This is a genomic window from Hymenobacter sp. APR13, assembly GCF_000737515.1.
In the GTDB taxonomy this organism is placed as follows: Bacteria; Bacteroidota; Bacteroidia; order Cytophagales; family Hymenobacteraceae; genus Hymenobacter.
Map to the genome: position 1 here is coordinate 2,018,015 of NZ_CP006587.1, position 24,358 is coordinate 2,042,372.

Annotated in this window: 21 protein-coding genes; 14 read left to right on the top strand and 7 right to left on the bottom strand. The window is 63.7% G+C overall.

Going from position 1 to position 24,358, the window contains the following annotated elements:
* The first annotated feature begins 73 nt into the window (after window positions 1-73).
* The 3 genes from rsmI to N008_RS08410 all read left to right on the top strand — a co-directional run bounded on the left by rsmI (window position 74) and on the right by N008_RS08410 (window position 3,388).
* Window positions 74-814 (top strand): 16S rRNA (cytidine(1402)-2'-O)-methyltransferase, encoded by a 741-nt coding sequence (gene rsmI / locus N008_RS08400; RefSeq protein WP_044015248.1) that lies wholly within the window; start codon window positions 74-76, stop codon window positions 812-814.
* Window positions 798-2,471, top strand: coding sequence for an apolipoprotein N-acyltransferase (gene lnt, locus N008_RS08405; protein ID WP_052381332.1), 1,674 nt, complete (start codon window positions 798-800; stop codon window positions 2,469-2,471). Before rsmI ends, lnt begins: the two co-directional genes overlap by 17 nt.
* 122 nt (window positions 2,472-2,593) lie before the next feature.
* Window positions 2,594-3,388: an inositol monophosphatase family protein gene (locus N008_RS08410; RefSeq protein WP_044015250.1), complete on the top strand. Its 795-nt coding sequence runs from the start codon at window positions 2,594-2,596 to the stop codon at window positions 3,386-3,388.
* Window positions 3,389-3,461: 73 nt separating this feature from the next.
* On the opposite strand, the gene N008_RS08415 is transcribed toward N008_RS08410, so the two are convergent.
* Together N008_RS08415 and N008_RS08420 are read right to left on the bottom strand one after the other, a co-directional pair.
* Complete coding sequence (locus N008_RS08415) at window positions 3,462-4,763, bottom strand: amidohydrolase family protein (RefSeq protein ID WP_044015252.1); 1,302 nt, start codon at window positions 4,761-4,763, stop codon at window positions 3,462-3,464.
* A 227-nt stretch (window positions 4,764-4,990) separates the two neighbouring features.
* On the bottom strand, window positions 4,991-8,044 hold the full coding sequence (locus N008_RS08420) for an amidohydrolase family protein (RefSeq protein ID WP_052381334.1): 3,054 nt from the start codon (window positions 8,042-8,044) through the stop codon (window positions 4,991-4,993).
* Between the two features lie 260 nt (window positions 8,045-8,304).
* Here N008_RS08420 and N008_RS08425 point away from each other — a divergent pair, with 260 nt between their 5' ends.
* Both N008_RS08425 and N008_RS08430 read left to right on the top strand, forming a co-directional pair.
* Window positions 8,305-8,499, top strand: a complete 195-nt coding sequence (locus tag N008_RS08425; RefSeq protein WP_044015254.1) for a FeoB-associated Cys-rich membrane protein — start codon at window positions 8,305-8,307, stop codon at window positions 8,497-8,499.
* A gap of 123 nt (window positions 8,500-8,622) precedes the next feature.
* Entirely contained in the window at window positions 8,623-8,964 is a 342-nt protein-coding gene (locus N008_RS08430; protein WP_044015256.1) for a hypothetical protein, read from the top strand.
* A gap of 81 nt (window positions 8,965-9,045) precedes the next feature.
* Here the strand turns inward: N008_RS08430 and N008_RS08435 are convergent, their stop codons facing one another.
* The 4 genes from N008_RS08435 to radA form a co-directional block, all read right to left on the bottom strand.
* Window positions 9,046-9,984 (bottom strand): mechanosensitive ion channel family protein, encoded by a 939-nt coding sequence (locus N008_RS08435; protein WP_231569801.1) that lies wholly within the window; start codon window positions 9,982-9,984, stop codon window positions 9,046-9,048.
* A 99-nt stretch (window positions 9,985-10,083) separates the two neighbouring features.
* Window positions 10,084-11,106, bottom strand: coding sequence for an SPASM domain-containing protein (locus N008_RS08440; protein ID WP_044015259.1), 1,023 nt, complete (start codon window positions 11,104-11,106; stop codon window positions 10,084-10,086).
* Window positions 11,107-11,210: 104 nt separating this feature from the next.
* Complete coding sequence (locus N008_RS08445) at window positions 11,211-12,680, bottom strand: TlpA family protein disulfide reductase (protein ID WP_044015261.1); 1,470 nt, start codon at window positions 12,678-12,680, stop codon at window positions 11,211-11,213.
* A gap of 192 nt (window positions 12,681-12,872) precedes the next feature.
* Window positions 12,873-14,255 carry a DNA repair protein RadA gene (gene radA / locus N008_RS08450; RefSeq protein WP_044015262.1) on the bottom strand — a complete coding sequence of 461 codons (1,383 nt, stop codon included), beginning with the start codon at window positions 14,253-14,255 and terminating at the stop codon, window positions 12,873-12,875.
* A 302-nt stretch (window positions 14,256-14,557) separates the two neighbouring features.
* Here radA and N008_RS08455 point away from each other — a divergent pair, with 302 nt between their 5' ends.
* From N008_RS08455 to N008_RS08480, 6 genes are all read left to right on the top strand, one after another.
* The gene (locus N008_RS08455; protein WP_156109119.1) at window positions 14,558-16,150 is read left to right on the top strand and encodes a hypothetical protein; all 1,593 of its coding nucleotides are present in this window, start codon (window positions 14,558-14,560) and stop codon (window positions 16,148-16,150) included.
* 31 nt (window positions 16,151-16,181) lie between these two features.
* Complete coding sequence (locus tag N008_RS08460; RefSeq protein WP_231569802.1) at window positions 16,182-16,871, top strand: phage tail protein; 690 nt, start codon at window positions 16,182-16,184, stop codon at window positions 16,869-16,871.
* A 13-nt stretch (window positions 16,872-16,884) separates the two neighbouring features.
* Window positions 16,885-18,336, top strand: coding sequence for a T9SS type A sorting domain-containing protein (locus tag N008_RS08465; protein WP_044015266.1), 1,452 nt, complete (start codon window positions 16,885-16,887; stop codon window positions 18,334-18,336).
* 224 nt (window positions 18,337-18,560) lie between these two features.
* Window positions 18,561-19,097 carry a DUF6252 family protein gene (locus tag N008_RS08470; protein WP_044015268.1) on the top strand — a complete coding sequence of 179 codons (537 nt, stop codon included), beginning with the start codon at window positions 18,561-18,563 and terminating at the stop codon, window positions 19,095-19,097.
* Window positions 19,098-19,195: 98 nt separating this feature from the next.
* Window positions 19,196-19,807: an RNA polymerase sigma factor gene (locus N008_RS08475; protein ID WP_044015269.1), complete on the top strand. Its 612-nt coding sequence runs from the start codon at window positions 19,196-19,198 to the stop codon at window positions 19,805-19,807.
* The gene (locus N008_RS08480; protein ID WP_081910679.1) at window positions 19,794-21,158 is read left to right on the top strand and encodes a TonB family protein; all 1,365 of its coding nucleotides are present in this window, start codon (window positions 19,794-19,796) and stop codon (window positions 21,156-21,158) included. The genes N008_RS08475 and N008_RS08480 overlap by 14 nt, the downstream gene beginning before the upstream one ends.
* A 150-nt stretch (window positions 21,159-21,308) precedes the next feature.
* Here N008_RS08480 and N008_RS08485 read toward each other — a convergent pair whose 3' ends face one another.
* Complete coding sequence (locus N008_RS08485; protein WP_044015273.1) at window positions 21,309-21,596, bottom strand: hypothetical protein; 288 nt, start codon at window positions 21,594-21,596, stop codon at window positions 21,309-21,311.
* A gap of 199 nt (window positions 21,597-21,795) precedes the next feature.
* Between N008_RS08485 and fumC the strand changes: the two genes are divergently transcribed.
* The 3 genes from fumC (at window position 21,796) to N008_RS08500 (ending at window position 24,302) form a co-directional block, all read left to right on the top strand.
* A complete protein-coding gene (gene fumC, locus N008_RS08490) occupies window positions 21,796-23,202 on the top strand; it encodes a class II fumarate hydratase (protein WP_044015275.1) in 1,407 nt (468 codons plus the stop codon).
* A 109-nt stretch (window positions 23,203-23,311) separates the two neighbouring features.
* Window positions 23,312-23,911, top strand: coding sequence for a GNAT family N-acetyltransferase (locus N008_RS08495; RefSeq protein ID WP_044015277.1), 600 nt, complete (start codon window positions 23,312-23,314; stop codon window positions 23,909-23,911).
* Window positions 23,904-24,302: a diacylglycerol kinase family protein gene (locus N008_RS08500; protein ID WP_197062969.1), complete on the top strand. Its 399-nt coding sequence runs from the start codon at window positions 23,904-23,906 to the stop codon at window positions 24,300-24,302. Before N008_RS08495 ends, N008_RS08500 begins: the two co-directional genes overlap by 8 nt.
* The last annotated feature ends 56 nt before the right edge of the window (window positions 24,303-24,358 follow it).

Genomic DNA, 24,358 nt, shown 5'->3' on the forward strand with positions numbered 1-24,358 from the left:
CCTGAACGGTTTGAGTGCGCGAACTGCAAAGTTCGCGCTACTCGCAGCCCGCAACTCCGCTACCTTTGCGGCTATGGCTGACGCTCCCAAAACCCTGCTTTACCTCGTGCCCACGCCCATCGGCAACCTGGAGGATATCACCCTGCGGGCCATCCGGATTCTGGGCGAAGTGGACACGGTGCTGGCCGAAGACACCCGCACCAGCGGCCGCCTGCTGCAGCACCTGGGCCTGAAAAAGCCCATGCTCAGCTACCACCTCCACAACGAGCACCAGCAGGTGCAGCGGCTGCTGGAGCGCCTGGAGCGCGGCGAAACCATGGCCCTGGTATCCGACGCCGGCACGCCCGGCATCTCCGACCCCGGCTTTCTGTTGGTGCGCGAATGTCTGGCCCGGGGCCTGCGGGTGGAGTGCCTGCCGGGCGCCACGGCCTTCGTGCCGGCGCTGCTCAAGTCGGGTTTTGGAGCCGAGCGGTTCACGTTCGAGGGCTTTCTGCCCGTGAAGAAGGGCCGCCAGACCCGCCTGCAGGAGCTGGTGCACGAGCACCGCACCATGATTTTCTACGAGTCGCCGCACCGGATTGTGAAGACGCTGGAGCAGCTGGCCGCCGTGCTGGGCCCCGAGCGCCCCGCCTCCGTGAGCCGCGAGCTGACCAAGCTGTTCGAGGAAACAGTGACGGCCCCGCTGGCCGAGCTGGCTGCCAACTTCGCCGCCCGCGCCGCCATCAAAGGCGAGATTGTGCTGGTAGTGCAGGGCCGCGAAAAGGAAGAACGCATCAAGCAAGACCGCTACGCAACCGATGACCGTGACGAATAACCCCACCCTGACTTCCGCCGAATCGGCCGCGCCCACCGTCGGCCGCCTGGCCTACTGGCTGCCCAGTTTGCTGGCGCTGCTGAGCGCGGCGCTGCTGTGGCTGGGCTGGCCGGTGCACCCCGGCCCGCTGGCGCTGGTGTTGCTGGTGGCCTGGGTGCCGTTTCTGCGCCTAGAGCAGCTGCTGGTGCAGCGCGGGGCCAGCGGCTGGAAGGTGTTTCGCTACGCCTACCTCAGTTTGCTGCTCTGGAACGCCTTCACCACCTACTGGGTGAGCTACAGCACGCTGGGCGGCGGCATCACGGCCGTGGTGCTCAACGCCTTGATGATGAGCGCGCCCGTTATGGCGTTCTACCACACCAAGCGGCTGGCCGGTTCGGTGCTGGGCTATCTGTCGTTGCCCATCTACTGGATTGCCTTCGAACAGCTGCACCTGCACTGGGACCTCACCTGGCCCTGGCTCACGCTTGGCAACGGCTTCGCGCAGGCCAACTACCTGGTGCAGTGGTACGAGTACACCGGCTTCCTGGGCGGCTCCGTCTGGATGTGGGCCGTGAACATCCTGGCGTTTGGGGCGCTGTATCGGCGCCCGGCCACGGATGGCCCGGCCCGGCGCTGGCTGGCTCCGCTGGTAGCGGCGCTGCTGCCCATCGGCCTGTCGTATTTCATCGGCAGCAACTACCAGGAAAAGGGCGCGGCCGCCGAGGTGGTGGTGATTCAGCCCAATGTCGACCCGTTCCTGGAGAAGTTCAGCAGCACGCCCAACTTCATTCCCTACGACGAGCAGCTCAGCCGCCTGATCCGCCTCACCGAGCAGCAGCTTACGCCCCAGACGCGGCTGGTGCTCTGGCCCGAAACGGCGCTGGAAGAACCGTATTTCGAGCAGTCGTTTGATGCCAACCCCAAGATTCAGCGGGTGCGCAATTTCCTGGGCCAGCACCCCGGCCTGGAGCTGATTACGGGCATCACCAGCATCACGCAGTACCCTTCCAAGGAAACCGCCACGTCCACCGCCCGCTTCCGCGACGACCTCGGCTACTACGACGTGTCGAACACGGCCGTGCACTTCCCGGGCGTCACGGGGCCCGTGACGTTCTACCACAAGTCTAGGCTGGTGCCGGGCGTGGAAAAGGTGCCGGTGGCGCTGGCCTCGCTCATCAACAACATCGACTTGGGCGGCTTCGTGGGCTCCTACGGCAGCCAGGACGAGCGCACCGTGTTCCAGACCGCCACGCCCGGCCTGCGCCTAGCCCCCAGCATCTGCTACGAGTCGGTGTACGGCGACTTCATGGCTGAATACGTGAAGCGCGGCGCCACCCTCATCGGCATCATCACCAACGACGGCTGGTGGTCCGATTCGCCCGGCCACCAGCAGCACGTGCAGTACGCCACCTTGCGCGCCATCGAAACCCGCCGCGACGTAGCCCGTTCAGCTAACACGGGCATTTCGGCCTTCATCAACCAGAAAGGCGAGTTCCTGGTGCGCACCGCCTGGTGGACGCAGGACGCCCGACGCTACACCGTGCACCTCAACACCGAGCAGACATTCTACGTCCGCCACGGCGAGCTGATCGGGCCCGCCTGCCAGGCGCTGGCGGCGCTGCTGCTGGGCTTTACGGTGGTGCAAGGTGTGCGGCGCCGGCAGCCCGTAGTATCGTAGCTCGTCATGCAGAGCGGAGCGAAGCATCTCGCTAGTGTGGTGAATAATTCTACTACACTGGCGAGATGCTTCGCTCCGCTCTGCATGACGGACTATGGAAATCAAAGCTTAACTCAATACCCATGGATTACAACGAAATCAGCTTTCAGCTGGCGGCCGTAACGCGGCACGCCGGGCAGTTCATCCGCCAAGAGGCGGCTACTTTTCACCGCGGCCAGATTGAGAGCAAAGGCGTCCACGACCTGGTGTCGTACGTGGACAAGGAAACCGAGAAGCTGCTGGTAGCGGGCCTGCGCGAGGTGCTGCCCGAGGCCGGCTTCATCACCGAGGAAGGCACCGAGGGCGCCGACCGCGCCGAGGAGTTCAACTGGATTATCGACCCGCTCGACGGCACCACCAACTTCGTGCACGGCCTGCCCGTGTACTCCGTGAGCGTAGGTTTGATCCGGGGGCAGGAGCTGGTAGCGGGCGTGGTGTACGAGGTGGTGCGCGACGAATGCTTCCGGGCCGCCAAAGGCGCCGGGGCCTTCTGCAACGAGCTGCCCATCCACGTCAGCGACGTGCCCGACCTCAACAGCTCGCTCATTGCCACCGGCTTCCCTTACCACGATTTTGGGCTGATGGACGACTACCTGCAGGTGCTGGCCTCGTTCATGCGCAAGTCGCACGGCGTGCGGCGGCTGGGCTCGGCGGCCGTAGACCTGGCCTACGTGGCGGCCGGCCGCTTCGAGGGCTTCTTCGAGTTTAACCTCAACTCCTACGACGTGTCGGCCGGCTTGCTGCTCGTGACCGAGGCCGGCGGCCGCACCACCGAGTTTCTGCAGGACGGCGACCCGCTGTTTGGGCGGCAGGTGCTGGCCTCCAACGGCCACGTGCACCAGGAAATGCAGGATACCATCCGGGAGTTCTGGAAGTAGCCTGACAGCTTGCACACACAAAGGGGCCGACTCCACGTGGAGTCGGCCCCTTTGTGTTTACCCGGATTCCGGCTCACTTCAGGCTGTACTTGCTCTTGAACTTGCGGTTCAGATAGAGCTGCTTGTTCTCGGAGCTGAACGCGCGGCCGTCGATGTAGGCGTGAGTGACGTTGTTGGTGCGCATGTCCAGCAGGTCGCCGCTGCTGACCACCAGGGTGGCACTTTTGCCGGTTTCCAGGCTGCCGTAGTCCTTATCGATACCCAGGATGCGGGCGGGGCTGAGCGTGACGGCCGTCAGGGCCTGCTCCGGGGTGAGGCCGAAGCCGGCCGAGGTGCCCGCAATGAAGGCCAGGTTGCGCGAGCCGGCCGTTTCCATGCTGCCTTCATAATCAAGGCAGTAGCGGATGCCGGCCTGCTGCAGAATGCCGGGCAGCCGGTAGGGCAGGTCGTAGTCGTCGCCGGGGCGGCGGGGCAGGGCGTGGGTGCGCGAGAGCACCACGGCAATGTCGTGCTGCTTCAGGAAATCCAGCATCATCCAGGCGTCGCGGGCGCCCACCACGGCCACTTTCTGCGCACCCAGCCGCTTGGCGAAGCTCACGGCTTCCACTATTTCCTTGCCGTAGTCGGCGTGGATAAACAGGGTTTTGGAGCCGTCAAAAATGCCGCTCAGCGCCGACAGCCGTAGGTTTTCGCGGTGGCCGGCCGGCAGGCTCTTGTAGGCGGCGGCTTCGGTGAGCATGGCTTCCAGGTCGCGCAGCTGGGTCTGGCGCTCTTTGGTGCGGCGCTCCACCGCTTTTTCATCTTCGGCGGGGTTGAGCTTGAGCACCATGGCCGGCCAGTTCAGGTGCAGGCCGTCGTCGGGGCGCACGGCGGCGTCCTGCCAGTTCCAAGCATCGAGCTGCACAATGCTGCTCTGGCCCGACAGCATCCCGCCGCGGGGCGTAATCTGGGCCAGCAGCACGCCGTTGGTGCGCACCGTCGGGATGATGTCGGAGTCGGTGTTGTAGGCAATCAGGGAGCGGACGTTGGGGTTCATCAGGCCCACTTCCTGCTCGTCCACCGTCGCCCGGATGGATTCCACTTCGGTGAGGCCCAGCGTGGTGTTGGGCAGAATCAGCCCGGGGTACACTTCCTGGCCTTTCACGTCAATCACCTCGTAGCCGGCGCGTTGCGCGAAGCCGCTTTGGGCGCCCGCGTAGGTGATGCGGCCTTTGTCGAAGGCCACGGCGGCGTCGGACACCACCGTGCCGTTGCCCACGTGCAGGTTGCCCCCCACCAGCAGAATCGGCTTGCTTTGGGCCGGGGCCGGCATAGGTACCTGTGCCGCCGCCGTCAGGGCCGTCAGCAGGGGTAAGCAGAACAGTAGGTGTTTCATGGTTGAGTTCATTAAGGGGATAGTTCCCCTGCTTTTTCAAATTCCGCGCATCAAGCGGCGTGGGTGCCCGGAGGGCGGGGTGGTTCAAGCGTTGGGTAAGTCTGCTGGGTTTCCGTGCTGAGTCCGGCAATTACCGGAGCAACGTCAGCAACGAGGTCAACCACCCCAGCGTCGCCTTTGGCGCCGCGTCCCCTCCTCATCTGAGGAGGGGAGTTAGTCGTTCTGTTCTACTGGTCCAGCTCTTTTTCTTCGCCGTCGGTGTCGCAGTGGAAGTGGCCGGTGGGCTTGGCGGTGGCCGTTTGGGTGGGCGCGCCGCCCTTCTTGGCCGCCAGCATTTTCTGCACGATGCGCAGCCGCTCACGCTCCATGTCCTGGCGCAGCACCTTGTCCGACTCCAGGTCGAAAAACTGGCGGCCATCCACGAAGGTGCGCTCGGCGTGGGAGTACACGCTCAGCGGGTGGCCACTCCACAGCACCACATCGGCGTCTTTGCCTTCCTTGATGCTGCCCATCTGCTGGTCGAGGTGCAGCATGCGGGCCGGGTTGATGGTCACCAGCTTCAGCGCTTCCTCTTCCGACAACCCGCCGTACTTCACCGTTTTGGCGGCTTCCTGGTTGAGGCGGCGGCTCATTTCGGCGTCGTCGGAGTTGATGGCCACGTTCAGGCCGGCGTCGTGCATGATGGCAGCGTTGTAGGGAATGGCGTCGCGCACCTCGTTTTTGTAGCCCCACCAGTCGGCAAAGGTGCTGGCATTGGCGCCGTGGGCCTTCATTTTGTCGGCCACCTTGTAGCCTTCCAGAATGTGGGTGAACGTATTCACCTTGAAGCCCATCCGGTCGGCCACGCTCAGCAGCATGTTGATTTCGCTCTGCACGTAGCTGTGGCAGGTGATGAAGCGCTTGTTGTTGAGGATTTCCACCAGCGCGTCCAGCTCCAGGTCGCGCCGCGGGGCTTCCGCTTTCTTCTGCTTGCCTTTGCCGAGCTTGTTGTAGGCCGCCCACTCCTTCTCGTACTCGCGGGCCCGCGTAAAGGCATCCACAAACACCTGCTCCACGCCCATGCGCGACTGCGGGAAGCGCAGCACGTTGGCCTCGCCGGCATTCGACTGCTTCACGTTTTCGCCGAGCGCGAACTTGATGAACCCATCGGCGCCGGCCACTTTCAGGTCTTCTGGCGCCGCGCCCCAGCGCATCTTAATCAGCTGCGACTGACCCCCGATGGGGTTGGCCGAGCCGTGCAGCAGCTGCGCCGCCGTCACGCCGCCGGCCAGGTCGCGGTACAGGTCCACGTCCTCGGGGTCGAGCACGTCGCCGATGCGCACCTCCGCCGTCACGGCCTGGGTGCCTTCGTTCACGCCCCCGATAATGCCGATGTGGGAGTGCTCATCGATGATACCCGGCGTGAGGTGCTTGCCGGTGCCGTCCACCACGCGGGCGGCTTTGGCGGTCAGGCTCTTACCGATTTTCGAGATTTTGCCGCCCACCAGCAGCACGTCGGTGTTTTCCAGCCTGCCCGCGGCGTCACTGGTCCAGACGGTGGCGTTTTTGATTAGCACCGTTTCCTGCGGCGGAATGGCCGGGCGGCCGTACGCCGCAAACGGGTACAGAATGGCCCCGAGCTGCACCGGCTCGGGCGCCTTCACCGAGTCGCGCCGGGCGGCGCGGCTGGCGGCTTCCTGGCGGCGGGCGGTCCACTTCACCAGGGCCGCGTCGGGCAGCTGGCCGTCGCCCTGAAACACGCGGGTTTCGGGGGTGTAGTAGCCGGTCAGGCGGACGGCGGTGGCTTTGTTTTTAGGCGTGGGGTTGTACACGATGGTGGCCAGCTCGCCCTGCACCGAAATAGCGCCGCGCACCGTGTCGTTGGGCGCTACGGCCACTTTCAGCTCGGGGGCTTCGGGCTTGCCGGCTACCAGCATCTGCACGGCCGGCTGGCTGCCCACCTGCAGCGTGTACACGCCGCGGTAGTCGGCGGGCAGGGTGCTGAGCTGGTACCGCTCGCCCTGAATCCAGTTGTCGAGCAGCACGTTATCCTCGGCAAACAGCCGGGTGGAGCACACCAGGAAGTTGGCGGTCAGGCCGGGCTTCAGGCTGCCTACTTTGTCCTGGGCCTTGATCAGCTCGGCGGGCGTGGCCGTGAGGGCGCGCAACGCCTGCTCCTCGGTGAGGCCGTACTGAATGGCCTTGCGCAGGTTGGGCAGAAACTTCTTTTTGTCCTTGAGGTCGGCGGCCGACAGCGCGAAGGGCACGCCGGCTTTGGCCAGCAGCGCGGCGTTGGCGGGCGCCATTTCCCAGTGCTTCAGCTCTTCCAGCGAAATGCGGGAGGCGTCGTACACGTCGTCCACGTTGTAGGCGTCGGGGAAGTTGAGGCTCACCACGAACGAGGCGCCGGTGGCCTTGATGTCGGTCAGACGCTGGTATTCGTCGCCGCGGCTCTTGATGATGTACTGGGTCCTGAACTCGTCGCCGAGCTTGTCGGCTCGTAGCGCGTTCAGCTTGTCGCTCACCTCGAAAATTTGCGGCAGACTGCGCTGCTCCTGCCACGCCCTGAGCGACAGGTTCTGCTCCTTGCCGGGGTTGCGCTGGTTCCAGTCGGCGTCCAGAAACGTCTGGCGCAGCAGCGCAATGCTGCCCATCAGCGAGCCGGGGTAATTCTGGGTGCTACTGCCTTTGTCGAAGGAGTAGCCGGCGGCGGCGCGTTCCAGCAGCAGCACCTCGTTTTCGCGGTGGCCGGCGGTGGCCAGCGAAACCAGCGCCGCCGTGCCGCGCGCAATGCCGTCGGGCTGCTGCGTCAGCACCGCCCCGAAGCCCAGGCGGCGGTACACATCGGCCTGCTCGTCGTTCACCTTGAAGTCCTGCGCCGCCTGGGTTTCCGGATGAATGGCTTGGTTCCAGTCGTAGGCGCCGGTTTTTTTGGTTTCGAACTGCGGCGGCGGGCGGCGGCCGGTGCGCTCGGGCGGCTTCACTTCGGGCAGGCCGTAGCTGGCGGCCAAGTCCACGAAGCCGGGGTAGATGTACTTGCCCTTCAGGTCCTGCACCACCGCGCCGGCCGGAATCTTCAGGTTTGGCCCCACGGCTTCCACCTTGCCGTCGCGCACGATGAGCGTGGCGTCGATGAGCCGGGTCTTGTAGTCGGTGAAGATGGTGGCGTGGGTGAAGGCGTAGAGGCCCGGCCGCTGGTCGTAGACGCCGTTGCGCGGGTAGGTGGTGGGCTGGGCGTAGGCCCCCAGGCCGCCCAGCAGCAGTAAGCCCGCCAGCGTAAATCGAAGAGTAGAAGTTTGCATGCAGATGATAGGGTAAAAGGCCGCCCAAACAGTGCCAAATGGCCGGCTGGCGTTCAGCTGGAGAAGACCAACTCTTGGCTAAAGTACAGCCAGATGCCAGATCATCAAGTAAAAGCGGAAATCTTACAAGACCCCGGCAAAACAGGCCCCGAGACTGCGCCAGACGCGGCCGCCCGCAGGCAGGCGGCGTCTACGCCCGCCTCCCTTCCGCCCACACCAAACTTTTACTGCGGCATCGTAGTTTTGCGGGTACTATGTGGATGCAAACTCTCATAATCGGGCTGCTCTTTGCGGCGGCGGCGTTCTACGTGGGCCGGCTGTTCTGGCGGGCCTTCTTCGACAAAACCCAGGCCGGCTGCGCTAAAGGCTGCGGCGGGGCCTGCTCCACCCTCGACGTCGACCGGCTGCAGCGCACCATCGAGCTGGCGGCCGCCCGCCCCGACGCCGAGAAGTAGACCGGATTTCCTTCCCGAAAATAAAGCAACCCGCCCCCGTACCGGCCTCGTATAGCCGGGGCGGGGGCGTTACAGTTGCCCCTGTTTCTACGGCCTGTTTCCATCCTCGCATACCACACAACCATGCAAGACAAAGAAGAAGAACGCTCCCTCGTGAAGGTAGAGCAGCAGCTTAACAAGGACGGTTTCACGGAAGACTTCCGCGTGCAGGATGGCCGGTTGCACACCATCGGCAACGACCGCAGCAAAGGCTACGCGCCCAGCGAGGTAACCATCGTGGATTTCTACCGCTTCGAGGGCGAAAGCAACCCCGACGATATGTCCATTCTCTACGCCATCCAAACCGCTGATGGTGTGAAAGGTACCATCTCCACCGCCTTCGGCACCTACGCCGATGGCGACGTCGACGAGTTCCTGCGCACCGTGGAAGACCTGGGCAAAGACCTCGACAAGAACCACAAGTAAGCGGCCGGCTTCGGCCCTGCCCGCTGAGAAAAAGGCGCCCGGAATCTGTTCCGGGCGCCTTTTTGCGTGTCTGGCGGATGGCTAGGCTTTCGGCGTTTCCGGCGGATCAGCTGGCGGCGGGGCCAGCCGGCGCAGCACCGTTTCCGGTACGTCCAACGTCCGGATCGGGAACGGGATGACGATGCCGGCCGCGTCGAAGGCGCGCTTGATGCGCACGATGGCCTCGCTCTTGGCCGACACGTAATCAAGCTGCCGCTCAAACGGCACCCAGAACCGCACCTGAAACGCAATGGCACTCTCGCCGAATTCGGTGAACATCACGTCGGGCTGGCGCTCGGGGGCCAGGTTGGGTACCTCCCGGATGGCGGCCAGCGCCACGCTGCGTACCTGGTCCAGGTCGGCGTCGTAGGTTACGCCGCATTCCACGTCTACGCGCCGGAAGCTGTTGATGGTGAAGTTGATGAGGGCGTTTTCGAACACCTTGCGGTTGGGTACCCGCACCAGCTCGCCGGTAGCCTGGCGCAGGTCGGTGGTGCGCAAACTCACGCGCTCTACTAGGCCGGTGTAGTCGTTGGTCTTGATAACGTCGCCGACCGTGAAGGGCCGCTGCAGCACCAGAATGATGCCGCTGATGAAGTTGGCCGCAATGTCCTGAAACGCAAAGCCCAGCGCTAGCCCGATGATGCCCACGCCCGCCAGCAGCGACGTCACGGTTTTCTGCAGATTGAGCACCTCCAGCACAAAAAACAGCCCGATCAGCAGCACTACCACGTAGCTGAGCGTGGCCACCAAATCGCGCAGGGCCGCGCTGTGCGAGATGCGCGGAAAAACGGTCGTGACGCCGCGCTTCACCAGCCGGGCCGCGTAGAGCGTGGCCACCAGCACCAGCGCCGCAATCAGCAGGTTGGGCAGCATCACAATGAACTCCTGCCCCCAGCCAATCAGCTTGCGGGACAGCATCGTAAAGGCTTTGTCGATCTGGGTCAGGCCGAACATGGGCGCGGGTAATGAGGTGAGCAATGCGGCAAGATAGAAACCAGGCTACTCAATCAGGGCCGGTACGCAGGGGGCGGAGGCGCAAACTACCAGGTTCGCACTACGGGCGCGGCCGACAGGGCCTTAGCCCCAGACCTTGGTGCCTTCGGTGCAGTTGCGGCACATATCGATCTGGTCGCGGCCCTTGAGCAGGGAGGCCCGGAACTGGCGATATTTGGGGCCGTGCCAGAGTTGGCGGAAAGTCTGGGTCTGTAGGTCGCCGAGGCGGTACTCGGCGTCTTTATCGAAGCAGCAGGGCACCACCAGGCCGTCCCAGGTTATCACGCAGCTGTGCCACATCTTCCAGCAGTGGTTGAGCAGGCGGTTTTTGATGCTCCAGGTGCCGTCCTGGTTGTTTTCGTAGCGCGAGTAGTAGTCGATGGTCGGAATCAGCGGCGAGCCGTGCTGGTAGTCGTAGATCTGCGCCGTCTTGAACCACACGTCGTCCACGCCCAGCTCCTGGGCCAGCTGCCGGGCTTCGTCCATCTGGTGCTCGTTGGGGCGTACCACCAGAAACTGAAACACCACCCGCGGCGTCTGGCTTTTCAGCTCGCGCCGCCACTTAATCAGGTTGCGGGTGCCTTCCAGCACCTTGTCCAGCTTGCCACCCACGCGGTACTGCTGGTACACCTCCTGGGTGGTGCCGTCGAGGGAGATGATGAGCCGGTCGAGGCCCGACTCCACGGTGCGGCGGGCGTTGTGGTCGTTGAGGTAGTGGGCGTTGGTGCTGGTGGCCGTGTAGATGCCTTTGTCGGCGGCGTACTTCACCAGATCCAGGAAGTTTGGGTGCAGATACGGCTCGCCCTGGAAGTAGAAAATCAAATACCACAGCCGCGAGGCCACCTCATCGATGGTCTTGCGAAACAGCTCGTCGGGCAGCATGCCGGTGGGGCGGGTGAAGCTGCGCAGGCCGCTGGGACACTCCGGGCAGCGCAGGTTGCAGCTGGTCGTGGGCTCGAAGCTGAGGGCCACCGGCAGGCCCCAGTGGCGCGCCTTGCCCGTGAGCTTGCTCAGGGCGTAGCCGCCCACCACCTGCGCCGCATTCCAGACGCGGCGCGGCGTAGCTTTCGAAAGAAAAATAACGGAGTCGGTGAGCAGAGAAGCCATGCGGAAGCAAAGGTAGGGGCTGGCACGCTGCCACCTCCGATACCAACAAAAACGCCTTCTGCCAGGGCAGAAGGCGTTTTTCAAGTATAGAAAAGCGGTAGTGCTTACTTGGCCGTTTCGTTGGAGAGCAGGCTGGTGTAGGTGCTGGCCTTGCCAAACGACTCCTTGATTTCGTCGACGGCGGCGCGGCTGCTCAGGCGCTTGGGCTTGGTGTTGAGGAAGGTGCCGTCTTCGGCCAGCAGGAAGTAGGCCGGCACATCATCAAGGGCGTAGGCGCGCAGAATGGGGCTGCGCATGCCGCCGGTGGCGCGCACCTGCACGCCCGGCAGGCGCTTGCTGGTGACGAGCTGCTTCCAGGCGCCTTCGTTTTCGTCGAGGGCAATGTTGATGAACACGATGTTCTTGCCTTCAAACTTCTTGGCCAGATCAGCAGCGTACGGCAGGTCGCGGAGGCTCAGGCCGCTGGTGGTGCGCCAGAAGTTGAGGTACACCAGCTTGCCCCGGAAGTCGCGCAAGCTCACCGAGTCGCCGTTGACGGTCTGCAGCCGGAACTCCGGGGCCGGAGCGCCAATGGCAAAGGCCTTATGGGTGTCGAAGTCCTGCTGCAGCACCGGCGCGTAGCGGTTCTTGGTGTCCACGGTGCGGAAATCGGCCAGCATAGCCGCCGACTGCTTCACGTGCCCGAACCGGAACGACTCCTGCAGCACCCGGCCCATGATGATGGGCCGCACGGGGCCGCTGAGCTGGGTTTTGGCGATGTCGTAGCAGGCCTGGTAGAAGTCGGGGTGGGTGCGGAGCTTGCCGTTGCTGTTGGCCAGGTAGTGGACGTAGTTGAGCAGAAACTCCTGGTACATCTCACTCTGCATGGCCTGCGCGTTGTTGGTCAGGCTCTTGTCGTTGAGAAACTCGTAGAACGCCGGCGACATTTTCAGGCGGCCCTCGGTGGCCACCACCTGCTCGCGCAGATCCGGGAACGTGAGCCGGTCGTTGGCGTAGCTGTAGTCGATTTCAGCCTGGGCGTAGTGGCGGAAGGCTTCCGAGAACTTGTTGTCTTCCAGCGCGTTCTTCAGAAACTTGTTTTCCTCCTTGCGGCGGTAGTCCAGAAACGACAGAAAGCCAGGCTCGTAGAGCATGATGTTATCAGGAAGCACCTGAAAACCATCGTTTTCAATGAACTGCTCCGCCACGTCGGTCAGGTAGGTGTTGGCGTCGGCGCCTTTGCCTTTGTAGCGCACCGAGCCGGCCATGTTGCTGCCCCGGAAGCGGATATCCAGCGCGTCGCCGGGCTCCAGAAACAGGTCGGTTACGTCGTCGCCGTAGACGAGGTCGGCGCGGGCCGGGCCGTCGAGCTTGAGGGCCATTCGGAACTCGCCTTTCTCATCGAGGCGAGCGTAGGTGATCTGCTCTTTCGGGTCGAGGGGGTTTTCGCGGACCGATACGGCAATGGTATCGTTGGTGCGGCCGCTTACTTTACCGGTGAGCGTAACCGTACCCTGGGCCTGCGCCCCAACAGAAAGGGTCGTGAGGCCTGCAGCCAGCAGCCACCCGGCGAGAAAGCGAATAGAGTATGACATCAGAACGGGTATTGCAGGAGGTAGCGTCGGAACCGGGCCGCTGGCAGGTGTTGCGGCTGCTAGCTGAGTCACAACACTATTCGCGGTAAAAGTCAATTCCTGTACCGAAGATACAGGTTTTGGGTTGTGATAGTCCAATCCGAATTATGTCTTTTTTTCGTACCGCACTACCACCCCGGTTTTTTGGCGGATTTATCCAAACAAACCCTGCAATACTTCATCCAGGCGGCCCGCCGGCTGCACCCGAATCCCATATCGGGCCAGATCGAGGCCGCGGGCGTTGTACTGCGAGATGTACATTTCGGCGAAGCCCAGCTTCTCGGCCTCGCTCAGGCGCTGGTCCAGCCGGCTCACGGCCCGGATTTCGCCGCTCAGCCCCACCTCGGCCGCCAGGCACACCTCGCCCCGGATGGGCAAATCGTTGAGCGACGACACCACGGCGGCGCACACGGCCAAGTCCAGGGCGGGGTCGTCGAGGCGCAGGCCGCCGGCAATGTTCAGGAACACGTCGTGCTGACCGAGGCGCAGGCCGCTACGCTTCTCCAGTACCGCCAGTAGCATCTGTAAGCGCTTGGCATCGAAGCCCGTAGCCGACCGCTGGGGCGTGCCGTAGGTGGCCGGCGTCACGAGGGCCTGCACTTCCACCAGCAGCGGACGGTTGCCTTCCAGCGTAGCCCCGATGGCCATGCCGCTCAAACTCTCGGCGCGTTGCGAGAGCAGGATTTCCGAGGGGTTGCTCACCTGCCGCAGCCCCGAGCCCTGCATCTCGTAGATGCCCAGCTCGGAGGTGCTGCCGAAGCGGTTTTTGGTGGTGCGCAGGATGCGGTAGCTCAGGTGCCGGTCGCCCTCAAACTGCAGCACAGTGTCCACCATGTGCTCCAGAATTTTGGGGCCCGCAATGGAGCCATCTTTGGTGATGTGGCCGATAAGCAGCACCGGCACGCCGGTTTCCTTGGCGTACTTGAGCAGCTCCTGGGTGCACTCGCGCACCTGGCTCACCGAGCCCGCCCCCGACTCCACCAGCTGCGAGTGCAGTGTCTGGATGGAATCGACGATGACTACGTTGGGCTGCAGCGCGTCGATCTGCTTGAAGATGTTCTGGGTGTTGGTTTCGGTGAGGATGTAGCAGTTGGGGTGCTGCTCGCCGAGGCGCTCGGCGCGCATCTTGATCTGCTGCTCGCTTTCCTCGCCCGAGATGTAGAGCACTTTCATGTGGCGCAAACTCATGGCAATCTGGAGCATGAGCGTGCTTTTGCCGATGCCGGGCTCGCCGCCGATGAGCACCAGAGAGCCCGGCACGAGGCCGCCACCCAGCACCCGGTTCAGTTCGCCGTCGTTGGTATCAAAGCGCGACTCTTCCTCGAAGTGAATCTCGGAGATGACGCGGGGCTTGGCGGCCTTGGTGGTGCCCACCGTGGTGGAGGCTTTCCAGGAGCCGGCCGCCGAGTTGTCTTCCTTCTGGATGACTTCCTCGACGTAGGTGTTCCACTCGCCGCAGCTGGCGCAGCGGCCGAGCCACTTGGCGCTTTGAGCGCCGCAGTTCTGGCAGAAAAATAAGGTCTTGAGCTTGGCCATTCCTAAACAGGTTGGGGAGAATGGGTGTAAGGCAAATTTGCGCCAAAAAGTTTAGCAAGAACGGCATTTGGCGGCAGGTTTCCCGGGCCCTGTTTACGGATAGTATCATGTAGGCCATTACAGCCAGAGTAACCCCAAAACTACCCCAAGGCGGGCATGATAGTGTTGAGGTGGATGACTATAGAATAACTCAAATAAAAAAATGAATAATACTTATTGTATAGTATTTTCGCGCTATTGCATGGGCTGGTCCCAAGCATCAAGTATCTGATTGGTTTTCTCTTCTTTTTACTCGTTCAAGCATGAAACACTACTACCGTCTGCTACTTGGCGTCGGCCTCAGCGGATTGTCTTACTCAGCGCTGGCTCAGACTGGCGCAGTTGGCGTGGGCACTACCACCCCCGATGCCAACGCCGCCCTGGATATTTCGGCGGGCACAGGTGCCAATAAGGGCCTGCTGGTTCCGCGCATGACGGAAGCCCAGCGCACGGCCCTCGCCACCACCAGCCAGGGGATGCTCGTGTACCAGACCAATGGCACTCAGCCGGGCTTCTGGTACTTTCAGGCCGGGCAGTGGCTGCCATTGGGCATTGGCTCAGGCACCAGCGCCCAAGGCTGGCTGCGTACCGGCAATGCTGGCACCACCCCGGCGTCAAACTTTGTAGGAACTACTGATGCGCAGGACCTGGTGCTGCGCACCAACAACACCGAGAAGCTCCGTCTCGACATCGACGGCACGCAGTTCGCCACCTCGGCCAAAGGTATCGTGCTGAACCAGGCGGATGCGCCGCTCATTACGCGCGGCTGGGACAAGTTTACTTCGGGCGCCTACAACGGCCTGGGCCGCTGGGGCCTGTTTATGGAAGCCAACACCCTCACGTTTGGGGTGCCGGCCCTGGGTGGCAAGCAGTTTCAATGGGTGAGCTACGACGCCACTTCTGCCCGCAACACCACCTTCATGACCTTGAGCCAAGAAGGCCGCCTGGGCATCGGCACCACGCCAGCCCTCACGCTGGATGCTCTCAGCTCCATTGGTCTGCGCAACAACGCTGCCTGGGACCACCTCTACTTCACCCACGATGGCGCCACGGCCTTTGTGAATGCTGGTGGGGCCGAAGGCGGCCTGTCGCTGCGTGTAGGCAGTAGCGCCCAGGGCAGCTACGGTGACGCCACCCAGAACTACCGCGACGTGATGCGCCTGCTACCCGGCGGCAACGTCGGCATCGGAGTTACGAACCCGGCGCAGGCGCTGGAGGTGGCCGGGGGCATTTCGGCTGCCTCGGCCACTGCCATCAGCAAGCAGGGCGCATTTCTGGAGTGGAACCGTTCCGGCGGTGATGGCGAAACCTGGCTGCTCAACCAGCAGGGCCAGGGCGGGGGCAACGCGGGCATCCGGTTTGGTGGCGTAACGCAGGCCAATGTGGCGACCGAGTGGGCCCGTTTCCTGAACAACGGCAACTTCGGTATTGGCGTGACAAACCCTGGCGCGAAGCTGGAAGTGGCAGGGCAAGTGAAGATTACGGGCGGCGCGCCTGGCGCCGGTAAAGTTCTGACCTCCGATGCCAGCGGCCTGGCTACGTGGCAGACCCCGGCCACTGGTTCTGCTGCTACCAACATCCAGACGACCAACACTTTTGCCGTGCCCGGCACCGGCAACTCTTCGCTGGCGCCCACCACCGGCGTAGTGGTACTGACGGACAATGCCAGCACCGGCAACGGCACCATCACGCTGGGTGCCGGCACCAACGGCCAGACGCTGCTGATTACCAACCTGGATGCGCAGGCCGTGAGCCTGATTAGCACCAGCGGCACGGGTAACCTGCTGCCCAATTTCGCGGCGCAGTTCGTGTACATCGTGAATGGCACCACCAGTGGCTGGTTCCGTGTCAACTAATCCTTTTCTTCCGACCTTCTCTTTCTCTGATATGCGAATTCTCGCTACTCCTGCCGGCATTGTACCGGCCTCTTCTCTTCCTGCTGCTGAGCCCGAGCGCCGTGGCTGGCTCAAGCGCCTGGGGGCCCTGCTGGGAGGCGGCCTGCTGGCGGGCACTGCTGCCGCCGGCACCCGTGGTACGGCCTCTGTGCAAGGCCTTGAGCCCTTTATTGGTGAAATCATGCTGTTTGCCGGTGCCTTTCCACCCAGAGGATACGCGTTTTGCGAAGGTCAGCTCTTGTCTATTTCGCAGTATACCGCCCTGTTCTCTATCCTCGGAACGACATACGGCGGAAATGGTATTCAGAATTTTGGCCTACCAGACCTGCGCGGCCGTTTTCCTATGCACGCCGGCGCGTCAACAGGGCCAGGACTCAGCCCGCACGCGCTGGGTGAGAAAGCTGGCGCCGAAAGCGTAACGCTGCTTTCCAGCCAGATGCCGGCCCACACCCATCAGATGGTAGCTACCACCGCCTCTGGCACCTCGGCCTCTCCCGATGGGGCTTTTCTGGCTAATGATGGGCGCGGCGGCACGCAATACGCAACCGGCACTACCAACGTCGCGCTGGCTCCGCAGAGCATTGGGGTAGCCGGGGCGAGCCAGCCCCACTCTATCATGCCGCCGTATTTGGGCATCAACTTCTGCATTGCGCTGGAAGGGGTTTTTCCGACCCGGGACTAAGGCGTTGTCTGGTATGAAGCCTTTCTACTCTCTTCTGGCCTTGAGTTTGGCGGCCGGCCCGCTGGCGGCCCAGGGCCTGACCAACAACGGCGCTGTCCTGACGGTGCCGGCCGGCGCGACGCTCTACGTGCCGGGCGCTCTGAACAACCAGGCGGGCAGCACGCTCAGCAATGCCGGTACCGTGCTGGTCGGCGGCAATCTGACCAACGCTGGCACGCTCACGTCGGCAGGGTTGGTGCGGGCGGTGGGCACCGCCAACCAGACCCTGACCTCCGGCGGCGCCAGCCTCGCGCAGCTGGAAATAGCCAACACCGGCCCGGCGGGCCAGAACGTGGTGAGCGTTCCGGCCGACCTGACCATCACGCAGCAGCTCACGCTCACGAGCGGTATGGTGCAGACGGCCACCACCGCTACGGTGCTGCTGCCCAACACGGCCTCGGTGAGCGGGGAAGCGCCGGGCCGCTACGTGCAGGGCAACCTGCAGGTGACACGCACCGGCGTAAACAGCACCACCAACTTCGGCAACGGCGCCACGCTCAACCCCGGCAACAACCTGGGTACCGTAACGGTGAAGCGCACCGCGGGCCTGCTGCTGCCCAACGTGAGCTACGGCCAGAATACAGCGGCACCCGCCTTTCAGGGCATCGACCGGATCTGGACCATCACCAGTGGCAACAACCCCAACTCGGCCGTGGCCGTGACCCTGGACTGGCTGCCCGAGAACGACAACAGCCTGAGCAGCTTCGCGGCGATGCAGGCGTGGCAGGCTGCTACGCCTTCGTCCTGGCAGAAAGCCGGGGCGCAGGCGGCCGCCACCACTACGCCCAGCAGCCGCAGCTTCTCGTTCAGCACCACCGTGCTGGGCCTGCTCACGGTCAGCAACTCGGCCAATCCGCTGCCGGTAGAGCTGGTAGAGTTCACGGCTGAGCGCCAGGGCGAGGACGGCCTGCTGCGCTGGACTACGGCCTCGGAAACAAACAACGCCCGCTTTGAGGTGGAAGCCAGCGCCGACGGGCGCACGTTCAGCCGTATCGGGCAGGTGAATGGCCGCGGCACCACCAGCCAGCGCTCCGACTACCGTTTCCTCGACCGGAATCTGACCCGCTATCAGGCCAGCCCCGTGTATTATCGTCTGCGCCAGGTAGACCAGGATGGCACCGCCACCACTTCGCCCGTCCGGACGGTGCAGGTGCCCGGTGCCACGCCTAAGCTGCTGGCCGAGGCTTTCCCCAACCCGCATCACAGCGGCAAGCTCACGCTGCGCGTGCAGGCCCCGGAGGCCGGTACCATCACGGTGCGTGTGCACGAGGCTACCGGCCGTCTGCTGTGGCAGGAAACCCAGCCAGTGCAAGCCGGCTGGAACGAGCAGGCGCTGCCCCGCGCTGCCGAGCTGCCCCAGGGCCTGTACCTGCTATCGGTGGGCCAGGCCCGGCAGCAGCAGATTGTAAAGCTGGTGCGCGAGTAAGTGTTGCGCTGGCAAGCTGTTGAAAAGCGCCCCCAACTGGGGGCGCTTTTTTGTTGGCTAGCCGCTGACCCAAGTGGGCTACGTGTGCGCAAAATCAATAGCTTACGGATATTTTGTATCTGCGGCCTGCTCGCCTAGCCTGGTGGCCTCGCTGCATTGCCTCCGGCTGGTAGGCCGGGCTACAGTATGGGTAGTTAAGTATCCTGGATTTCGCCTGAATTTCTATGCGCAAACTATTCCTCTATGCGGCCCTGCTGCTGCTCTCGCAATGCTCGAAGTGCAAGGACAACGACCCCTCGCCCGAAGCCCAGCTGCCACCCGCCACCCAAACCGGCGCCAACACCTTTGGCTGCCTCGTGAATGGGGAGGCTTGGACGCCACGCGGCAACAATAGCAACTCCAACTACAGTGTGTCATATGATCCTGGACTAAATGGAGGTCTTTTTTCCTTGCAGACCTACCGGTATCCCGATAAAAGTGAATTCTTCCAATCGATTTCCCTGGAGGTTATCTCGAATGCCCGAGTCGGCAGCTATTCCTTACCAAGTCCCCGACGCACCCGCGTCGTGTTTCAAGACACTAGGCCCAATTGCTATTGGAGCAGTGCAGATAGCGCGACAACGTACCGACGCGGCACTTTGACCATCACGCACCTTGACCTGCAGGCCGGTATCGTTTCGGGCACGTTCGCCTTCACGCTCTACAAACCCGGCTGCGACTCTATCCGTGTCACGCAAGGGCGCTTCGATAAGAAGCTGTAATCATCCTTGTCGCTTTCCGGCCACCTGCGCCGCTAAACGCCGCGCTGCCCGTATCTTGGCGGAACCTGTGGGCCGCTGGCTGGCCCTGCTGTTGCGCTATGCTGTTTCGTCGTCGTCCTGTTGCTGCTGCCGAGCTGTCCGATGCGGACTTGCTGCGGCGCTACCACGCCCAGGGCGAGGTGGCCGACCTGGGCGTGCTCTACGAGCGGCACATGAGCGGCGTGCTGGCTATTGCCCGCCGCTACCTCCGCGACGAAGCCGACGCCCAGGATGCCGTGATGCAGCTCTTCGAGCAGCTGGTGCCCAAGCTGCGCCAGCACACCGTGGAGAACTTCCCGCCCTGGCTGCACGCCACCGCCCGCAACCACTGCCTGATGGTGTTGCGGGCCCGGCAACGAGCCGGCCCCGCGCTGGTGCACTTTTCTGACGAAGCCGGTATGGAATCGGTAGCGGCCCGGCATCTGACCGCCGACGACCCCGCCGACGCCGAGCTGCACGAGCAGCACCTGCAGCAGCTGGAACACACCCTCGCCGAACTGCCCCCCGGTCAGCGCCAGTGCCTGGAGCTGTTTTACCTTGAAAAGAAAAGCTACCGCGAAGTGGCGGCCCTCACCGGCTTCGACCTCAACGCCGTAAAAAGCCACCTCCAAAACGGCAAGCGCAACCTGCGCCGCCTCCTGCAAGCCTCCGCCTCCGATGCCTCGCCCTAACCCAACCTCCGCACCCTCTGCCCCGGCCGGCGCCCACTTGCCGGTGGAGCAGCTGCGCCGGTACGTGGCCGGGCAGCTGCCGCCCGCCGAGGAGCACGCCGTGGAAGCCCACACGCTGGATTGTGCCGTGTGCGCCGACATGCTGGAAGGCCTGGAGCTGCAGCCCGCCGCCACCCACGAGGCCAGCCTGGCCACGTTGCGCCAGCGCCTGCACACCCGCGTAGCCGAGCTGACCCCTGAAGCTGCCCCCGAACCCGCCGTAGTTCCGCTGTGGGCGTGGCGGCCGCTGGCAGCAGCGGCCGTGCTGCTAATTTCGTTGAGCGTGATGGGCTGGCTGGCAGTCAGCCGGTTCAGCAGCGCCCCCAACCTGGCGGCCCGCACAGCCCCGAAAGCCGCCGCCCGCCAACCCACTGGCGAGCCTGCCACCGTGCAGCCCGCCGAACCGGCGGCCGCCGCTTCTGATGTGGCGGTTGTAATCCCGCCCGCTGCGCCGGCCTCGCCGCTGCGGCGGCCACCGGCAGCGCCAATACGGCAGCGGGCAATAGTCGTGGCTGATGCCGACGTGCCTGCTCCGGCGGCTGACCTCGCGTCTGGCAGTCAGGTTTCCGGCCTGGGTAGCACGATGGACGTGGCTGCCGTAGCCGCGCCGGATACTGTGGAAAGTAAGTCGGTGGCGGTAGCGGCGGCCGCGGCTCCGGCAGCGGCCAAAGCTAAAATGGCCCGCGTAGCCGGCGTTTCGGTAACGGCCGCGCCGGCGGCTACACGCACGATTCAGGGCCGTATTACCGATACGGCTGGCGTGCCGCTGCCGGGTGTTCTGATAACTGAAAAAGGCGTGCCGCAAGGCGTTTCAACAGACCAGAATGGGGTCTTTACGCTAAAAACAACCGCTGATATCGGCCAGCTCTATATCAGCTCCGTCGGCTATGTCGCCCAGACCCGCACCCTGCGTCCTACTGATTCCACGCTGGCCCTGGCGCTGGCGCCGGATAGTCGGCAGCTGAGCGAGGTGGTGGTGGTGCGCCGCGAGGCACCGCCGATGCTGCCCAGCATCGGCGCCACGCCGGCTGGCGGCCACCCCGCCCTGCGCAAGTACCTGCGCGACAGCCTCGACTATCCGCAGAAAGCCCTGGACGAACGGCTGGAAGGCACCGTGCGCCTGCAGTTTGTGGTAGGCACCGATGGCAAGCTGAGCGACTTCAAGGTGCTGCGCAAAGTGTCGCCGGAGTGCGACGAAGAGGCCATCCGGCTGCTGCAGGCGGGCCCTGCCTGGTTTCCCGCCGTACAGAGCAACCGCCGCGTAGCCCGCAAGGTCGTGGTTGACGTGCCGTTCAAGATTGTGCAGCGGTAGCGGGATAGTTGAATAATAGCACGTCATTCCGAGCGAAGGCGCAGCCGCAGCCGAGGAATCTCGCTAGTGTGGTAGAATCATTTTACTACACTAGCGAGATTCCTCGGCTCCGGCTGCGCCTTCGCTCGGAATGACGTGCTGTTTCTATACCTAGCCGCTGTAGCCGCCGCCGCTTTCGGGCTCGGTGGCGCTGCCGCCGGCTTTGTCGGGGGTAGGCAGTTCGGGCTCGGTTTTCATTTCCACCTGGCTGTAGTCAGGGGCGCCATTGCCGGCTACGGCTACGGGCGTTTCATTGGCGGACGAGGTGCCGGCTACGCGGGTGCTAGTGGACTCCTGGTTTTCGTGGTTAGGCGGCGTGACGGCGGCGCTTTGGTGAGCGGTCGGCGTGGCGGGCGAGGTGGACAGGGCGTCGGATTCGTCTTCGAAGGTCTTTTTCATGATGAGAGTAGCTAGGAGGTGACACCAGCAGGGCCGGCTGCCAGAGTGTACGCAGGGCACGGGCCAGTGGCCGCGCCAGATACCCGCAGAATTTGGGGATTTTGGGTCGGGTACGGAGCCGGGTTGCGTACTTTTGCCCGGCGGCCCCGGCCGCAACCTGTTTCCCTGTCACCTCATCCTCTTCTTTCCCCACAGAAGCATGACGCAGTTCCGCACCGAGAAAGACACCATGGGCACCGTGCAGGTGCCGGCCGACGCCTACTACGGCGCCCAGACCCAGCGCAGCATCGACAACTTCCAGATTGCCCAGGACATCAACCGGATGCCCAAGGAAATCATCCGCGCCTTCGCCTACCTCAAGAAAGCCGCCGCCCTCACCAACCGCGACGCCGGCGTCCTCGACGCCGACAAAGCCGAGCTGATTGGCCGCGTGTGCGACGAAATTCTGGACGGCAAGCTCGACAAGGAGTTTCCGCTGGTGGTGTGGCAGACCGGCTCGGGCACCCAGAGCAACATGAACGTGAACGAGGTGGTGGCCTACCGCGGCCACGTGCTGCAGGGCGGCAGCCTCTCCGACGAGAAAAAGGTGCTGGCCCCCAACGACGACGTGAACAAGTCGCAGTCGAGCAACGACACGTTCCCGACGGCCATGCACATTGCCGCCTACAAAATCCTGGTGGAAACCACCATTCCCGGCATCGAGAAGCTGCGCGACACGCTGAAAGCCAAGTCCGAGCAGTTCATGCACATCGTCAAAATCGGCCGTACCCACCTGATGGATGCTACGCCGCTGACGGTGGGCCAGGAGTTCAGCGGCTACGTGTCGCAGCTCGACCACGGCCTGCGCGCCATCAAGAACACGCTGGCGCACCTCTCGGAGCTGGCGCTGGGCGGCACCGCCGTGGGCACCGGCATCAATACGCCCGCCGGCTACTCGGAGAACGTGGCCAAGCACATTGCCGACCTCACCGGCCTGCCCTTCATCACCGCCGAAAACAAGTTTGAGGCCCTGGCCGCCCACGACGCCATTGTGGAAGCCCACGGCGCTTTGAAGACGGTAGCCGCTTCGCTGATGAAAATCGGCAACGATATCCGTTTGCTGGCTTCGGGCCCGCGCGCCGGCATCGGCGAGCTGCACATCCCCGACAACGAGCCCGGCTCCAGCATCATGCCCGGCAAGGTGAACCCCACCCAGTGCGAGGCCATGACGATGGTGGCGGCCCAGGTAATGGGCAACGACGTGGCCATCAACATCGGCGGCATGAACGGCCACTTCGAGCTGAACGTGTTCAAGCCCGTGATGATCTACAACTTCCTGCACTCGGCCCGCCTCATCGGCGACGTGTGCGTGTCGTTCAACGACAAGTGCGCCGTGGGCATCGAGCCCCTGGAAGCCAACATCAATAAGCACGTGGACAGCAGCCTGATGCTGGTCACGGCCCTCAACCCCCATATCGGCTACTACAAAGCCGCCGAAATTGCCCAGACGGCCCACAAGAACGGCTCGACGCTGAAGGAAACCGCCCTGCAACTCGGCTACCTCACCGAGGAGCAGTTCAACGAGTGGCTCAAGCCCGAGGACATGGTAGGCGAGATTAAGAAGTAGAAGCTACGGCTGGTTCACACCAATCCGAAACGCCGTTGCCCCATGCAGGGCAGCGGCGTTTTGTTTTTTCGGCATCTTTACGGCGTACTCCCCCAACTCCCTTGCCCGCATGGATTTCGCCGAGGATATCGTTCTGGAAAACCACCGCGCCCTGCTGCGCCCGCTGCAAACGGCCGACTTCGAGGCACTGCGCCCTGTGGCAGCTACGCCGGAGTTGTGGGCCTACACCCTCACTCGCGCCGACGACCCCATCAGCCTGGCCGCGTACCTGACCGAGGCCGTGCGGGGCCGGGAGCAGCAGCGCCGCTACCCGTTTCTTATCGTGGATAAGCAAACCGGGCGAGCGGCTGGCAGCACTAGCTACTATAATTTGGATGAGGCTGATGCCCGGCTGAGCATTGGCTACACCTGGGTGGGGCAGGAGTTTCAACGCACCGGCCTTAACCGCGCTGCTAAACACCTACTGCTACATTATGCCTTCGAGGTGCTGGGCTGCGAGCGAGTAGAGCTGGAGACCGACTCGCGCAACCACAAGTCGCAGAACGCCATGCGCCGCATGGGGGCCACCGAGGAGGGCACCCTGCGCAGTCACCGCCCCACGCAAGGCGGCATCCGGCGCGACACGGTCATTTTCAGCATCATCCGGCCAGAGTGGGAGCAGCTGCGCCGGTCGGTATTCGGCGCCTTCGACGCGGTGGCCCGTGGCTAGCCCGGAGCGGCCGCCGCGGCGGTTTCCGGCGGTGCTGCGGCGCCGGGCCGCCAGCTTCGGCTATGCGTTGCGGGGCGTGGCGGCGGCGCTGCGCACGGAGGTGCATCTGCAGTTTCATGCGGCTGCCACGGTGGCGGTGCTGGGGCTGGGCTGGTATCTGCAGCTGGCGCGCTGGGAGTGGGCACTGGTGGCGCTGGCCGTCGGACTGGTTTGGAGTCTGGAACTGGTAAATACGGCCGTAGAGGCCGTCGTGAACCTGGTGTCGCCGGAGTACCACCCGCTGGCCGGCCGCGCCAAGGACGTGGCCGCCGGCGCCGTGCTGGCCGGGGCAGTGGCTGCCGCCGCTGTAGGCGCGCTGGTGTTCGGCCCACGCTTGTGGGCTTTATTGTAACGAGGTCATGGAAGAATGAGGTGATGAAGGGATAATGGGTGACAAAGCATGAATGC